15 protein-coding genes and 1 tRNA gene are annotated in these 13006 nt (G+C 64.2%); 11 read left to right on the forward strand and 5 right to left on the reverse strand.

The window, feature by feature from the left end; genetic code table 11:
- Positions 1-48: 48 nt before the first annotated feature.
- The 3 genes from purC (at position 49) to PAF18_RS10140 (ending at position 1822) form a co-directional block, all read left to right on the forward strand.
- Positions 49-813: a phosphoribosylaminoimidazolesuccinocarboxamide synthase gene (gene purC, locus PAF18_RS10130; RefSeq protein ID WP_271115605.1), complete on the forward strand. Its 765-nt coding sequence runs from the start codon at positions 49-51 to the stop codon at positions 811-813.
- A gap of 9 nt (positions 814-822) precedes the next feature.
- Complete coding sequence (gene purS / locus PAF18_RS10135) at positions 823-1062, forward strand: phosphoribosylformylglycinamidine synthase subunit PurS (protein ID WP_271115606.1); 240 nt, start codon at positions 823-825, stop codon at positions 1060-1062.
- 67 nt (positions 1063-1129) lie between these two features.
- Positions 1130-1822 carry a nitroreductase family protein gene (locus tag PAF18_RS10140; RefSeq protein WP_271115607.1) on the forward strand — a complete coding sequence of 231 codons (693 nt, stop codon included), beginning with the start codon at positions 1130-1132 and terminating at the stop codon, positions 1820-1822.
- A gap of 62 nt (positions 1823-1884) precedes the next feature.
- Here PAF18_RS10140 and PAF18_RS10145 read toward each other — a convergent pair.
- A tRNA-Met gene (locus PAF18_RS10145) sits at positions 1885-1961 on the reverse strand.
- Positions 1962-2217: 256 nt separating this feature from the next.
- On the opposite strand from PAF18_RS10145, the gene PAF18_RS10150 reads away from it, so the two are divergent.
- Positions 2218-2997, forward strand: coding sequence for a sulfotransferase domain-containing protein (locus PAF18_RS10150; RefSeq protein ID WP_271115608.1), 780 nt, complete (start codon positions 2218-2220; stop codon positions 2995-2997).
- A gap of 115 nt (positions 2998-3112) precedes the next feature.
- On the opposite strand, the gene gltX is transcribed toward PAF18_RS10150, so the two are convergent.
- Positions 3113-4435 (reverse strand): glutamate--tRNA ligase, encoded by a 1323-nt coding sequence (gltX, locus tag PAF18_RS10155; protein ID WP_271115609.1) that lies wholly within the window; start codon positions 4433-4435, stop codon positions 3113-3115.
- 78 nt (positions 4436-4513) lie between these two features.
- Between gltX and PAF18_RS10160 the strand changes: the two genes are divergently transcribed.
- The 3 genes from PAF18_RS10160 to PAF18_RS10170 all read left to right on the forward strand — a co-directional run bounded on the left by PAF18_RS10160 (position 4514) and on the right by PAF18_RS10170 (position 6559).
- On the forward strand, positions 4514-4933 hold the full coding sequence (locus PAF18_RS10160; protein WP_271115610.1) for a metallopeptidase family protein: 420 nt from the start codon (positions 4514-4516) through the stop codon (positions 4931-4933).
- The gene (locus PAF18_RS10165; RefSeq protein WP_271115611.1) at positions 4930-5886 is read left to right on the forward strand and encodes a 1-phosphofructokinase family hexose kinase; all 957 of its coding nucleotides are present in this window, start codon (positions 4930-4932) and stop codon (positions 5884-5886) included. The genes PAF18_RS10160 and PAF18_RS10165 overlap by 4 nt, the downstream gene beginning before the upstream one ends.
- Before the next feature lie 148 nt (positions 5887-6034).
- Complete coding sequence (locus PAF18_RS10170) at positions 6035-6559, forward strand: outer membrane beta-barrel protein (RefSeq protein ID WP_271115612.1); 525 nt, start codon at positions 6035-6037, stop codon at positions 6557-6559.
- Between the two features lie 110 nt (positions 6560-6669).
- On the opposite strand, the gene PAF18_RS10175 is transcribed toward PAF18_RS10170, so the two are convergent.
- Both PAF18_RS10175 and PAF18_RS10180 read right to left on the reverse strand, forming a co-directional pair.
- The gene (locus tag PAF18_RS10175) at positions 6670-7269 is read right to left on the reverse strand and encodes a LolA family protein (RefSeq protein ID WP_271115613.1); all 600 of its coding nucleotides are present in this window, start codon (positions 7267-7269) and stop codon (positions 6670-6672) included.
- A gap of 190 nt (positions 7270-7459) precedes the next feature.
- Entirely contained in the window at positions 7460-7873 is a 414-nt protein-coding gene (locus PAF18_RS10180) for a VOC family protein (RefSeq protein WP_271118105.1), read from the reverse strand.
- 132 nt (positions 7874-8005) lie between these two features.
- On the opposite strand from PAF18_RS10180, the gene dtd reads away from it, so the two are divergent.
- A complete protein-coding gene (gene dtd, locus PAF18_RS10185; protein ID WP_271115614.1) occupies positions 8006-8455 on the forward strand; it encodes a D-aminoacyl-tRNA deacylase in 450 nt (149 codons plus the stop codon).
- 462 nt (positions 8456-8917) lie between these two features.
- The gene (locus PAF18_RS10190) at positions 8918-10159 is read left to right on the forward strand and encodes a DEAD/DEAH box helicase (protein ID WP_271118106.1); all 1242 of its coding nucleotides are present in this window, start codon (positions 8918-8920) and stop codon (positions 10157-10159) included.
- Between the two features lie 84 nt (positions 10160-10243).
- On the opposite strand, the gene PAF18_RS10195 is transcribed toward PAF18_RS10190, so the two are convergent.
- Complete coding sequence (locus tag PAF18_RS10195; RefSeq protein WP_271115615.1) at positions 10244-11440, reverse strand: multidrug effflux MFS transporter; 1197 nt, start codon at positions 11438-11440, stop codon at positions 10244-10246.
- Positions 11441-11615: 175 nt separating this feature from the next.
- On the opposite strand from PAF18_RS10195, the gene PAF18_RS10200 reads away from it, so the two are divergent.
- Together PAF18_RS10200 and PAF18_RS10205 are read left to right on the forward strand one after the other, a co-directional pair.
- Positions 11616-12188 carry a thymidine kinase gene (locus PAF18_RS10200; RefSeq protein ID WP_271118107.1) on the forward strand — a complete coding sequence of 191 codons (573 nt, stop codon included), beginning with the start codon at positions 11616-11618 and terminating at the stop codon, positions 12186-12188.
- 80 nt (positions 12189-12268) lie between these two features.
- Entirely contained in the window at positions 12269-12943 is a 675-nt protein-coding gene (locus PAF18_RS10205; protein ID WP_271115616.1) for a DUF2270 domain-containing protein, read from the forward strand.
- Positions 12944-13006: the final 63 nt, after the last annotated feature.

Below are 13006 nucleotides of genomic sequence, written 5' to 3' on the forward strand. Positions count from 1 at the left end.
CCCTATAGCCGGGGCGACACTTCCTGCCCTGAAAGGACAGCGCAGCTCATGGCACCCCGGCGCAAGAAAATCTACGAAGGCAAAGCCAAGATCCTTTACGAAGGAACCGAGCCGGGCACGCTGATCCAGTATTTCAAGGACGACGCCACCGCCTTCAACGCGCAGAAGAAAGCCACGATCGAGGGCAAGGGCGTGCTGAACAACCGCCTCTCGGAATTCTTCATGCAGGGGCTGACCAATATCGGCGTGCCGAACCATTTCATCCGCCGCATCAATATGCGCGAGCAGCTGATCCGGCAGGTCGAGATCGTCCCGCTCGAGGTGATCGTGCGCAACTTCGCCGCCGGAAGCCTCGCCAAGCGGCTCGGGCTGGAAGAGGGCACCCAGCTTCCCCGCCCCATCGTCGAATACAGCTTCAAGAATGACGAACTCGGCGATCCGATGGTCTCCGAGGAATATGTCATCGCCTTCGGATGGGCCTCGCAGCAGGATCTGGACGACATCGTCAGCCTCGCACTGCGGGTAAACGACTTCCTGTCGGGGGTGTTCTTCGGCGTCGGCATCAAGCTGGTGGATTTCAAGATCGAAATCGGCCGCGTCTGGGACGGCGATTTCATGCGGCTGATCGTGGCCGACGAAATCAGCCCCGATTCCTGCCGGCTGTGGGATGTGAAAACCGGGCAGAAACTCGACAAGGATGTGTTCCGCCGCGATCTGGGCAACCTGACCGATGCCTATACGGAGGTCGCGCGCCGGCTTGGGCTGATGCCGGCCAACACCGCCTCTCTCGTCAAACCCACGCTCATCAACTGAGGATTGCCCATGAAGGCCCGTGTCACCATCATGCTGAAAGACGGCGTTCTCGACCCCCAGGGCGAGGCGATCCGCCACGCGCTTGCCGGTCTCGGCCATAAGGGGGTGGACGGGGTCCGCCAGGGCAAGATCATCGAGCTTGATCTGGCCGAAACCGACCCCGACACCGCCCGGACCGAGCTGACCCGTATGTGCGAGGGGCTGCTCGCCAACACGGTGATCGAGAAATACAGCATCGAACTGCTCTGACCCAGATGGACGGCGCCCCCTTGGGGGCCCGGCCCGGATCAGCCGCATCGCATCAACGGAGGCCCGTATGTTCTCGCGCGATCATATCGAATACGAGGCCATCGACCTCCCCGACCGCGCCGAGATGAGCGATGACGAGATGCGCGCCGCCTCGGCGGCCTTCCATGATCTGATGACCCGCCGCCACACGGTGCGCGACTATTCCGACCGCCCGGTCCCGCGCGAGATCATCGAGACCTGCATCCGCACCGCCGGAACCGCACCATCCGGTGCCAACCACCAGCCCTGGCATTTCGTCGCCATCGCTGACCCGGCAATCAAATCGCGCATCCGCGAGGCCGCCGAAGAGGAAGAGCGCCGCTTCTATGACGGAGGCGCGGGCGACGAATGGCTGCGCGCGCTCGAACCCATCGGCACCAGCGCGGAAAAGCCCCATCTTGAAGACGCGCCCTGGCTGATCGTGATCTTCGCGCAGCGTTGGGGCCATTTCGACGACGGGACGCGGTTCAAGAACTACTACGTCCCCGAAAGCACCGGCATCGCCACCGGCTTCCTGCTCGCCGCGTTGCATCATGCCGGGCTCGTGTCTCTGACGCACACCCCCAACCCGATGAAATTCCTCAACGGCCTGCTCGGCCGCCCGGATCATGAAAAGCCGATCATGATCCTCGCCGTCGGCCATCCGCGCGATGACGCCAAGGTGCCGAAAGTCGCCAAGATCAAGAAACCGCTCGACGACATCCTGACCGTCGCCGAATGAACGCATTTGTCGCGGCGGCGACATTGCGGCTTGCGTTCCAGCATCTTCGGGAAAATCCGATCTGGTAGCGGAGGAGGGACTTGAACCCCCGACACAAGGATTATGATTCCTCTGCTCTAACCAACTGAGCTACTCCGCCCCGATCACCTCGTGGGGTGGAGGCGATGTAAGGGAGGGTGCGGGAAGCGTCAAGCCGATTCTCAGGTTTTTCCGATGCCGTTTCCCGGCAAGGCAGAGCTGCGATTTGACGCTACGTCAGGGACGAAATCCGGTCGGTTTCAGGGGGCGCCGATCACGCGCTTATATGTCATAACCTTGTCATATCGTCGCGGGACAGCTACCACCGCAGGTCAGAACGGTCTCGGTCCGAGAGTTTCAGATACGGTGATTTTAACATGACCTTGCCGAACTTGCTTATTATCGGCGCGCAGAAATGCGGCACGACGTGGCTCCACAAGGCACTGGGCAAGTCGGAGCGTTTCTGGGGCAGCGAAAAGAAGGAAATTATGTTCTGGACGCGCAAGTCGCGCGATCTGGAAGAGTATCAGACCCATTTCGCCGGCGCACCGGAGGACGTAGCCTATATATACGAATCGACCCCGCATTATTTCCGCTTGCCCAGACACGGCAATGACACGGGGGCCGAGATCAGAAATGCGCTCGGAAATATCCCGCTTCTGCTGATGCTCCGCGATCCGGCGGAACGCTATCTGTCCGCCTATACCCACCACATGATGAAGGGTCGGCTACCTCAGGTCGCGGTGATCGACGATCTGGTGGAAGATCATGGAATGCTGCGGCTCGGTCGTTATGCCGAGATCCTGGACCATTATCGCGCCCTCTTCTCGTCGATCCACGTCTATCTCTACGACGATCTCAAGACCGATGCGCATGGGCTTATCCGGAAGGTCTTTTCTGACCTGGACATGACCTGCGATATCACGCCCGAGATGCTGGCCTTTCGGACCAACGACAAGAAGCGGAAGATGAAGCGGCTCAACATCTCGGAACTGCCGGTCCTGTCGGACAATCTGCGCGAGCGGCTGAACGAGTATTATCGCGACGAGGTCGATAGGACCGCCGAGATGATCGGGCGCGACCTTTCCGGTTGGCTGAGACCACCGGTAAAGGAAACCGCCGGCGGCGAGGCTCACATATCGCAGCCTTCGACCTAGGCGAAGCCGGCCCTTATCCCCATCGTAACTTCGCCGCGCGGCAGCGCGGAGCCCCGGCTTTGCGCTTGAAGAAGACGGCATCCCGAACGGGACGCGATCGGGGCATAGCGCGCCCCTATCCCTTCGCCTTCACCACCTGCAACAAGGGCATCAGATCGCCCATATCCGGCCCATGCGCCTGCCCGGTCAGCGCCTTGCGCAGCGGCATGAACAGGCCCTTGCCCTTGCGGCCGGTGGCGTCCTTGACGCGCGAGGTGAACTCGGACCAGCTGTTGTCGTCATAGGGCGGCGGGGGCAGCAGCGTCATGGCCTCGCTGATGAATTCCTGATCCTCCGGCGCGATCTCCGGCTCGGCGCCCTCGCTGAAGATGCGCCACCAGCCCGCTAGATCGTCCAGCGTGGTGATGTTCTGCGACGCCACGCGCCAGAAGCGTTCGGCCTGATCGTCGGACACATCCAGCGCCGCGATGCGATCCCGAACCGCCTCGAAGGGCAGCGACTGGTTGCGGTGCCGGGTCAGGGGCCACAGCTCCTCGGCGTCGAACTTGGTCGGTGACGACCCGAAACGCGACAGATCGAAGCTTTCGGCGATCTCGTCCATCGTCAGCAGCTCCACCGGCTGCGACGATCCAAGCCGCGACATCATCGACACCAGCGCCTCGGGGGCGACGCCCGCCTCGCGCAGATCGCGGATCGCCAGCGAGCCGAGCCGCTTCGACAGCTCCTCGCCCTGCGGTCCGGTCAGCAGGGAGTGATGGCCAAAGACCGGCACGGTCCCGCCAATCGCCTTGATGATCTGGATCTGCGTCGCGGTGTTGGTCACGTGATCCGAACCACGAACGATATCCGTCACGCCCATATCGGTATCGTCCACCGAGGACGCGAAGGTATACAGAACCTGCCCGTCGGCCCGGATCAGAACCGGATCGCTGACCGACGCCGCGTCGATGGAAATATCGCCGAGGATCCGGTCATCCCATTCGATCCGCTCATGCGCCAGCCGGAAGCGCCAGTAACCCTGCCGCCCCTCGGCCCGCAGCGCGTCCTTTTCGGCGTCCGACAGCGCCAGCCCGGCGCGGTCATAGACCGGAGGCTTGCCCATGTTCAGCTGCTTCTTGCGCTTCAGGTCCAGCTCGCCCGGCGTCTCGAACACCTCATAGATGCGGCCATCGGCACGCAACTGCTCGCGCACGGCCTCATAACGGTCCAGTCGCTTCGACTGCTGCTCGATCCGCGTCCACTCGATCCCCAGCCATTCGAGATCGCGTTTGATCCCGTCCATGTATTCCTGTTTCGACCGCTCGCGATCCGTATCGTCGAACCGCAGGATGAACGTGCCCCCGGCCTTGCGCGCGATCAGATAGTTGAACAGCGCCGCGCGCAGATTGCCGACATGGATATGCCCCGTGGGCGAGGGCGCAAAACGGGTGGTGGTCATGGCTATGTTCCTCTGGACCCGGACGCTCTTTCATATCATCCCGATTTTGTCCATATCAGGGGCAAATGAGGTAAGCCGATGAGCGAACAGACCCCGGACTGGACCGACCGAACCGCCCCGTCGAATGACGATATCGAGACCATCGCCCGCGAGGTCATCGCCAATCTGCCCCCGGCCTTTGCGCCCCATGCCAGGGACATCGTTCTGCGGGTCGAGGATTTCGCCCCCGACGACATGCTGGACGAGCTGGAAACCGACGACCCGCTGGAACTGACCGGCATCTATGACGGCATCCCGATGACCGAAAAATCGCCGTCCGAGCCACAGCATTTCCCCGACACGATCTGGCTGTTTCGCCGCGCGATCCTCGACGAATGGGCCGAGCGCGGGGACATCGCCCTGCCCGATCTGGTCGCCCATGTGACGGTGCATGAACTCGCCCATCATTTCGGCTGGTCGGATGACGATATCGCACGTATCGACCGGTGGTGGGAATGACGCAGGATCAGGCTCCGATCCTCACCGTCACGCTGAACCCGGCGCTCGACCTTTCCACCGGGGCCGATCATGTGCGCCCGGATGTCAAGCTGCGCTGCGACGCGCCGCAGGTCGATCCGGGCGGCGGCGGGATCAATATCAGCCGTGCCATTGCCGCGATGGGCGGGACGTCGCGCCCGCTGGTGGCGCTTGGCGGCCATACGGGCGAACGGATGGACGAGATGCTGCGCGCTGCGGGGCTGGACCCGATCCGGCTCGACGCGCCGGGCGAGACGCGGCAATCGCTGGTGGCGACCGACCGCGCCTCGGGGCTGCAATACCGTTTCATGATGCCCGGCCCGGAATGGGACGCGGATCTCGTCTCGATTTCGTTCGACCGGATCGCGGAACATGCCGCGCAGGGCGGTTACGTGGTGCTGTCGGGCTCGAACCCGCCCGGCGTGCCGGATGACTACGCCGCACAGCTCGCGCAACATTTGCGCGATACGGGGGCGCATCTTTTCGTGGATACCTCCGGCAATGCGCTGAAGGCGGTGTCTTCGGGCGGGCACGGCGTGGCGCTTCTTCGCATGGATCGCCACGAGGCCGAAACGCTCGCTGGCCGACCCCTGCCCGAGCGCAGCGATACCGCCGCCTTCGCAGCAGCGCTGATCGAGACGGGAAGCGCCCGATCGGTGATCGTCGCGCGCGGCTCGGACGGCAATATCATCGTGACTGCCGAGGGCGCCTGGCATGCCGAGGCCGCCCCGGTGAAGATCGTCAGCAAGGTGGGCGCAGGCGACAGCTTCGTCGCCGGCTTCACGCTTGCCACGGCGCGCGGCATGCCGCCGCCCGACGCGCTAGGCCTTGGCGCGGCGATGGCCTCGGCCACCTGCATGACCCCGGCAACCCGGCTCTGCCGCGCCGAGGATGTGGACCGCCTGTTCGGAAAACGCATCGTCACGCGGCTCTGACCTGTCACCAGCACGTGACGACAGCGTTCACGAAAATGTCATCCCGTCCGCCGGGGCCGGATGAAACATTCATCAACGCCCGCACGTATCCCTTCCAGCCCGCAGGCGCGGCGCTTGGCGGCAATGCATATCCAACTGGAGGAACATCATGGCAAAACATCTCGCGATGGGCGCGGCCCTGCTCGCGCTGTCGACGGCGCCGGCCGTCGCTCAGGATTGGTCGGGGTTCTATGCCGGTGCCGGTATCGGCAATCTCGAAGTCGATACCAGCGTCGACGGCGTGAAGGAAAACGACATGGCCTATGGCATTCACGCCGGCTATCGGCTCGATGCCGGGCAATGGGTCATCGGCGCCGAGCTGGAGAACGACTGGACCGATCTGGAACTCGTCCCCGGCGCGATCTCGGTCGATCGCGTCACGCGGCTTAAGGCCACCGCCGGCTATGATATCGGCCCGGCGCTCGTCTATGTCGCCGCCGGTCGCGCAAATGTCGATGTGGACGGGCTTGGCGATGAATGGGGTGGTTTCTACGGCCTTGGCGCCGCCTATGCCGTGAATGAACGCAGCATCGTCAGCCTCGAGGTACTCGAACATAATTTCGAGGATATCGGCGGCTCTGGCATCGACGCTGATGCGTGGAGCGCCGGCCTGCGCGCCTCGTGGAAGTTCTGATCCACCGCGCGGCGTGAGCCCGGCGACGATTAAACCTTCGCCGTCAAAAGAATGGGGCCGCATCAAGCGGCCCCTATTCCTCTCAGGCAAACATCAGGCAGTCGGCCGACTTACAGCCCGCGGCGGGCCAGCTCGCTGTCGATCACAAAGGTCGAGGGCTGGAAGCTGACGCCCTTGCGCATCTCGCCCAGGATCACCGTGGTCTTCTTGCCGGTGTCGTCGGTGACAACCCACTGGCGCAGCTCGGTCGGCGAGGTGAAGACCATCTCGATATTGCCGTATTCCGGGTTTGCCGGATCCTGCGCCGTCACCACGGTGGTGTTCTTGCGCTCGCTATGGCCGGTCACCATACCCTGCCGCGCCAGATTCACATTGGGCGCCAGAATGATCGATAGCGGCGTTTTCGACAGCGGATAGATCTGCGGCCCCTGGTTCGACTTGGCATCGAACACCGCAACCTGCCCGGCCGAGGCAAGCATGAGCTGGTCCGAATTCTTGTACTCGAACCGCACCCGGTTCGGCCGCTGAATATAGACCGTCCCGGCCGAGATCGTGCCGTCGGGATTCACCTGGGTGAACTCTGATTGCAGCGTCGTCAGGCTGTTGAGGTAGTTCGAGATGTTGTTGAGCGGGATCTTCTCGGCCAGCGCTGCGGGGGCGGAAACGAGAAGGGCGATGACGGGCGCGAGTGCGAGAGCGAATTTTTTCATGCGTCCTTTATGGCTGTCTTTCCAATTACATGCACATCACCTGTTGGCGATTGTTGCAGGGCGAACGCGCGCAACTGCGTGAGCGTTCCGACACGGTTCCGGCACCGAAATGTGAGCCGCGCACCGTCGCCCCGGCAACCGGCGCGGTTACTGAGTCCCTCCGCCCGCCTGCGGCGCAAGGGCCGCGCGATCAGGTCGCGAAGATGCCGTCCCAGTCGGCAAAGCCCTTTACCTCGATCGGATTGCCCGACGGATCGGTGAAGAACATGGTCGATTGCTCGCCCGGCTCGCCCGCGAACCGCGTCTGCGGCGGCAGGATGAATTCGGTTCCCGCCGCTTTCAGCCGGTCGGCCAGCGCCTGCCAATCGGCCTGTTTCATCACCAGCCCCAGATGCGGCATCGGTACCATGTGATCCCCGACCCTGCCCGTCGGCGCGGTGGCGAAAGCCTCGCCCAGATGCAGGCTGATCTGATGGCCGAAGAAATCAAAATCGACCCAGCTTTCGGTGCTCCGCCCCTCGGCGCATCCCAGAACATCGCCGTAAAAGCGGCGCGCCTCTTCCAGATCATGAACGTGATAGGCAAGGTGAAAACGGGTTTCCATCATCGGCTCCTTTCGATCTCTAAGCGCAACTGACCGCATCGGGGCGGCAGAGGCAATGCCCGGCATCATCGGGATGACATCCGCGCCGGGATCGGCCAGTCTCATAGCGTTCCGCCAGCAAGAGGCATCGTCATGCGCGCCCTGATCCAGAGAGTTACCCAAGCCTCCGTCACCGTCGACGGCCGCGTCATCGGACAGACCGGCCCCGGCCTGCTGATTCTGGTCTGCGCCATGCAAGGCGATGAGGACAGTGCCGCGGACAAGCTCGCCGCCCGCGTGGCCAAGCTGCGCATCTTCCGCGACGAGCAGGGCAAGATGAACCGCTCGCTTGTCGACACCGGCGGCGGCGCTCTGGTCATCAGCCAGTTCACGCTTGCCGCCGACACGCGCTCCGGCAACCGCCCCGGCTTCTCGGCTGCGGCGCCGCCTGCCGAGGGCGAGGCGCTTTATCGCCGCTTTGCCGAGGCTCTCGGCGCGCTCGGCCCTCAGGTCGCCACAGGCCAGTTCGGCGCCGAAATGCAAGTGGCGCTTATCAATGACGGCCCGGTTACCATCTGGCTCGACAGCGCGGAGCGCGGCTGACGGGAACGCGCCGCGCGCCTCAGCACGAGTGGTCGGCGCCAATGTCCTGCGCTTATTTTCAGAGTCTTTGCACAGGCTGTGTACGCGCTGTGTGCGCGGCTTTCGGTGCATCGGCGCTTGACTTCTCTTCGCCGAACCCTCATCTCCTGCCCAACCCCGGACCCGCGTGCTGCCGCGTGTGCAGCCAGTCGCGGCCGGGCTTTGAACAGGTTCCCACAGACACGCAGGGGCACCGTCGGGCCGCCGTATCATGGCCCGCACCCCTTCGCGGCACAGCGCCGCCACGCCGCGCCCGATACGGGTGCGCGGCAGAGATGAATGACTGATATGAATACCGAAAAACGCCGCCCCCGCCGCGGCCAGAAACCCCGCCCGCAATCGCAGCGCGGCCCGCGCCCCGACGATGTCCGGCGCCGCCGCGCCCCGGCCCGTGATCCGGTCGAGACCGGCCCGTTCTTCGAGATGGGCATCGACGCGCGGATCAACGCCAACCTGGCCCCGATGGGGCTGACCGAGCCGACGCCGATCCAGAAGCAATCCATTCCGCATATCGTGCAAGGCACTGATATCCTCGGACTTGCCCAGACCGGATCGGGCAAGACAGCGGCCTTCTCGCTGCCCATGCTGACCCGGTTGCTGGCGCATGGCCGCAAGCCCGAGCCCGGCACCTGCCGCGCCCTGATCCTTGCACCCACGCGCGAACTCGCCACCCAGATCGCGCAGGCCGTGGACAGCTTCGCCGAGGGCACCCCGATCCGCAGCTTCCGCGTCGTCGGCGGCGCCTCGATCAACGTGCAGATCCAGCGGATCGAGCGTGGGGTCGACGTGCTGATCGCCACGCCGGGCCGCCTGATCGACCTGATGGACCGCAAGGCGGTGGACCTGTCAAAAACCGAATATCTGGTTCTCGACGAGGCCGACCAGATGCTGGATATCGGCTTTATCCACGCGCTGCGCCGAATCGCGAAAACCTTGCCTGCGCAGCGCCAGACGCTGCTGTTCTCGGCCACCATGCCGAAGCTGATGGAAGAGCTCGCCGGGACCTATCTGAACAACCCCGAGCGTGTGCAGGTGAACCCGCCGGGCAAGGCCGCCGAAAAGATCGACCAGGGCGTGCATTTCGTCAATCAGGGCGACAAGGCCGCCTTGCTGGCCGAATATATGTCCAAGCATCCGGGCGAGCTGGCCATCGTCTTCGGCCGCACCAAATACGGCTCGGAGAAACTGGCCAAGCTGCTCGACAAATGGGGCTTCTCGGTCGCCGCGATCCACGGCAATAAGAGCCAGGGCCAGCGGGAACGCGCGCTGAGCTCGTTCCGTGAGGGCAAGACGCAGGTGCTGGTGGCGACCGATGTCGCCGCGCGGGGGCTTGATATCCCGCAAGTCGCGCATGTCTATAATTACGACCTGCCGAACGTGCCCGAAAACTATGTCCACCGCATCGGCCGCACCGCACGCGCCGGGCGCGACGGGCGCGCCGTCGCCTTCTGCGCGCCGGGCGAGATCGGTGAGCTTCGTGCCATCGAAAAGGCGATGAAAGCCGCGATCCCTGTGATCGGCGGCGAGGCCCCGCCCGAGCAGAAGCCGGCTACGCGCGGGCGTGGCCGAGGGGGCAATCGTCCGCGGCAGGGCGGCAATGCGGCGCCCTCGAAGCGCCCGGCCCGGCGCCCTTCGCGTCAGCCTAAAAGCCGTCAGAACGCCTGAGCCGCAGGCTGCTATTCGACACGGAAAAGGCCGCGGGGTTACGCCCCCGCGGCCTTTCTCATGGCTGACACCGCGACGGCTCGATCAGGCCCGCGCGCGAAACCTCAGTCGAGGCAGCGAGGCTGCCGCGGCCAGCCATGCCAGCACCGCGCAGCATGCGATCGCAGGGACCATCGTGGCCGAGCTGTTATCCATGAACGGCGCCACGACGGCGATCATGATGCCACCGGTCAGCATCTGCATCGTGCCGCCCAGCGACGAGGCCAGACCAGCGATCTCGGGATGCGGATCAAGCGCCATGACCATCGTCGTCGGCATGACCAGCCCGAGACAGGCATTGGCCACGAACAGCCCCGCCACCACCACCGGCAGCGCGTCCACCCCCAGCAACACGAGCGTCGTCAGAAGCAGCTGAAGGCTGGCAAAGGCGGTGATGGCGAGCGAGATCACCCGCTCCATCCCGAACCTCTCGGCCAGCCGCCCGGCGAATTGCGAGGCCGTGAAAAAGCCGATCGCATTGATCGCGAAGGCGACCGAAAAGCCGGTCGGCCCTAGCCCGTACTGGCCGGTATAGACAAAGCTCGCCGTCGACAGGAACACGAAGAAGCTCGACAGGCCGAATGCACCGATCATGGTCAGCCCGACAAAGCGCCGGTCGGTGAGCAGCAGCTTGATCCCCGCGGCCATCTGCGCGGGTCGGATCGGGCGGCGGCGCGTTTCCGGCAGGGTTTCGGGCAGCACGAAAAGGATTAGACAGAGGCTCAGCGCGGCGGCGACGGCGAGCACGGCAAAAATGTCGCGCCAGTCGCCCCAGGCCAGCACAAGCGAGCCGCTGAGCGGGGCGAGCATGGGCGAGATCGAGATGACGATCATGATCGCCGCCATCATGCGCGCCGCCGCGGGTCCGGTCGCCATATCGCGGATCACCGCGCGCGGCACCACCATCAGCGTTGCCGCGCCCAGCCCCTGAAACCCCCGTGCCACCAGAAGCCAGCCGAGGCTTGGCGCCAGTGCGGCAGCGATGGTCGCAACCAGAAAGATCACCACGCCGATCACCAGCGGTGTCTTGCGGCCTGTCGCATCGGACATTGGCCCATAGATCATCTGAGCGATTCCGAAGACGAGGAAATAGGCGGTCAGCGTCTGCGCTGCGCCGGCCTCGGTCGTGCCGAGATCCTCTGCCACGCTGCGCAGCGCGGGGAGATACATGTCGATCGCAAACGGACCGACGGCGGAGAGAAGCCCTAGAATCAGGGCCATGCGAAACAACGGGTCGCGCATCTGAAAACCTGCGATGTAAAGAATGTGAAAACGAAGCGCGATGAATCGCACTGCCAGAATCGCCGCCGCCTCGGCTTCGATCTGCCACGATGTGCGCGCTTTTACAAGCCCGATCAGCCGGTTGCCCTCGCCTCTCTGTCTTGTCGGGCGGGCCGGGCGACGCTATGCCCCGGCCATGGCCAAGCTGTATTTCCATTATTCGACCATGAATGCCGGCAAAAGCACGCTGCTGTTGCAGGCCTCGTATAATTATCGCGAGCGCGGGATGGAGACGCTGCTGCTGATCGCCTCTCTCGACGACCGGGCCGGAGCCGGCCGGATCGGCTCGCGGATCGGAATCTCCTGCGAGGCGACGGCCTTTGGCCCCGAGGCGGATCTGTTCGCGCTGATCGGCGCCGATGAACGCCAGCTCTCCTGCGTGTTCGTCGACGAGGCGCAGTTTCTTTCGCGCGATCAGGTCTGGCAGCTCGCCCGCGTTGCCGACGATCTGGGCATTCCGGTGATGGCTTACGGGCTGCGCGTCGATTTCCGTGGCGAGCTGTTCCCCGGCTCGGCGGCGCTGCTGGCGCTCGCAGACGATCTGCGCGAGGTGCGCACGATCTGTCATTGCGGACGCAAGGCAACGATGGTGATCCGGCGCGGCGAGGACGGGCAGGCTGTGACCGATGGCGCGCAGGTGCAGGTCGGCGGAAACGAGACCTATGTCTCGCTCTGCCGCCGCCACTGGCGCGAGGCCGTCGCGGACTGAGCCAGCCGCGCCAGTCGCGGGCGGAACTGCTTGCCGATCAGGCATATCCCTGCCAGTTTGCCGATGTGGGAGGCAGGGCGATGCAATACGACAGCAAGCCGCGCAAAAAGCTCGACTCCGCCGAGATCGGGGCAATTGCGCATCTTTATCGCGGCGAGGTCTATCGCTCGACCATCTGGCGCACCCGGCTCGATACCACCACGAACTGGTCGGTGGTGACGCTCGGCGTGGCGTTGTCGATCACCTATTCCGCGCCACAGGCCTCGCCGCTGCCGCTGGTTCTGGTCGGGATCCTCATCATCTTCTTTCTCATGCAGGAGGCGCGGCGCTATCGCTATTTCAATGTCTGGCGCGCCCGCTGTCGCTGGATGGAGCTGCATTTCTATGCACCCATGCTGCGCGAGGGCGATCTGCATCTGGAAGAGCACTGGCAGGACCGGCTGGCCGACGACTATCTGCACCCGCGCTATCACGTCAGCATGTGGACCGCCGTCGGACGACGGATCCGGCGCAACTATATCTGGATTCTGCTGATTCAGACCGTCGCCTATCTGGGCAAGCTGATCGTCCATCCGACGCCGCTGGAATCCACGGCGCAACTGCTGGAGCGTGCGTCGATCGGGCCGGTGCCTGGCTGGATCATCCTGTCGCTTGGGGCGTTTTACTGCATCAGCTGGGCGGTGATTGCTGTCATCAGCGACCGGCAGGATGCGCAGCGCGCCAAACGCCGGCGCGATCCTCTGGGGATGGGCTGAGACACAGGTCGGCGACGCAGCACATCGTTGCGGCAGCGCCCGTCATGCGGTAATCCTGACCTC

It is taken from the genome of Paracoccus sediminicola (assembly GCF_027912835.1).
Lineage (GTDB): Bacteria > Pseudomonadota > Alphaproteobacteria > Rhodobacterales > Rhodobacteraceae > Paracoccus > Paracoccus sediminicola.

Bases quoted from the DNA above. Each gene is read 5' to 3' on its own strand.
- purC (WP_271115605.1), top strand. From the start codon at position 49: ATGGCACCCCGGCGCAAGAAAATCTACGAAGGCAAAGCCAAGATCCTT.
- PAF18_RS10165 (WP_271115611.1), top strand. From the start codon at position 4,930: ATGACGCAGGATCAGGCTCCGATCCTCACCGTCACGCTGAACCCGGCG.
- PAF18_RS10195 (WP_271115615.1), bottom strand. From the start codon at position 11,440: ATGCGCGACCCGTTGTTTCGCATGGCCCTGATTCTAGGGCTTCTCTCC.
- PAF18_RS10200 (WP_271118107.1), top strand. From the start codon at position 11,616: ATGGCCAAGCTGTATTTCCATTATTCGACCATGAATGCCGGCAAAAGC.
- PAF18_RS10150 (WP_271115608.1), top strand. From the start codon at position 2,218: ATGACCTTGCCGAACTTGCTTATTATCGGCGCGCAGAAATGCGGCACG.
- PAF18_RS10180 (WP_271118105.1), bottom strand. From the start codon at position 7,873: ATGGAAACCCGTTTTCACCTTGCCTATCACGTTCATGATCTGGAAGAG.
- PAF18_RS10175 (WP_271115613.1), bottom strand. From the start codon at position 7,269: ATGAAAAAATTCGCTCTCGCACTCGCGCCCGTCATCGCCCTTCTCGTT.
- gltX (WP_271115609.1), bottom strand. From the start codon at position 4,435: ATGACCACCACCCGTTTTGCGCCCTCGCCCACGGGGCATATCCATGTC.
- purS (WP_271115606.1), top strand. From the start codon at position 823: ATGAAGGCCCGTGTCACCATCATGCTGAAAGACGGCGTTCTCGACCCC.
- PAF18_RS10160 (WP_271115610.1), top strand. From the start codon at position 4,514: ATGAGCGAACAGACCCCGGACTGGACCGACCGAACCGCCCCGTCGAAT.
- dtd (WP_271115614.1), top strand. From the start codon at position 8,006: ATGCGCGCCCTGATCCAGAGAGTTACCCAAGCCTCCGTCACCGTCGAC.
- PAF18_RS10205 (WP_271115616.1), top strand. From the start codon at position 12,269: ATGCAATACGACAGCAAGCCGCGCAAAAAGCTCGACTCCGCCGAGATC.
- PAF18_RS10170 (WP_271115612.1), top strand. From the start codon at position 6,035: ATGGCAAAACATCTCGCGATGGGCGCGGCCCTGCTCGCGCTGTCGACG.
- PAF18_RS10140 (WP_271115607.1), top strand. From the start codon at position 1,130: ATGTTCTCGCGCGATCATATCGAATACGAGGCCATCGACCTCCCCGAC.
- PAF18_RS10190 (WP_271118106.1), top strand. From the start codon at position 8,918: ATGGGCATCGACGCGCGGATCAACGCCAACCTGGCCCCGATGGGGCTG.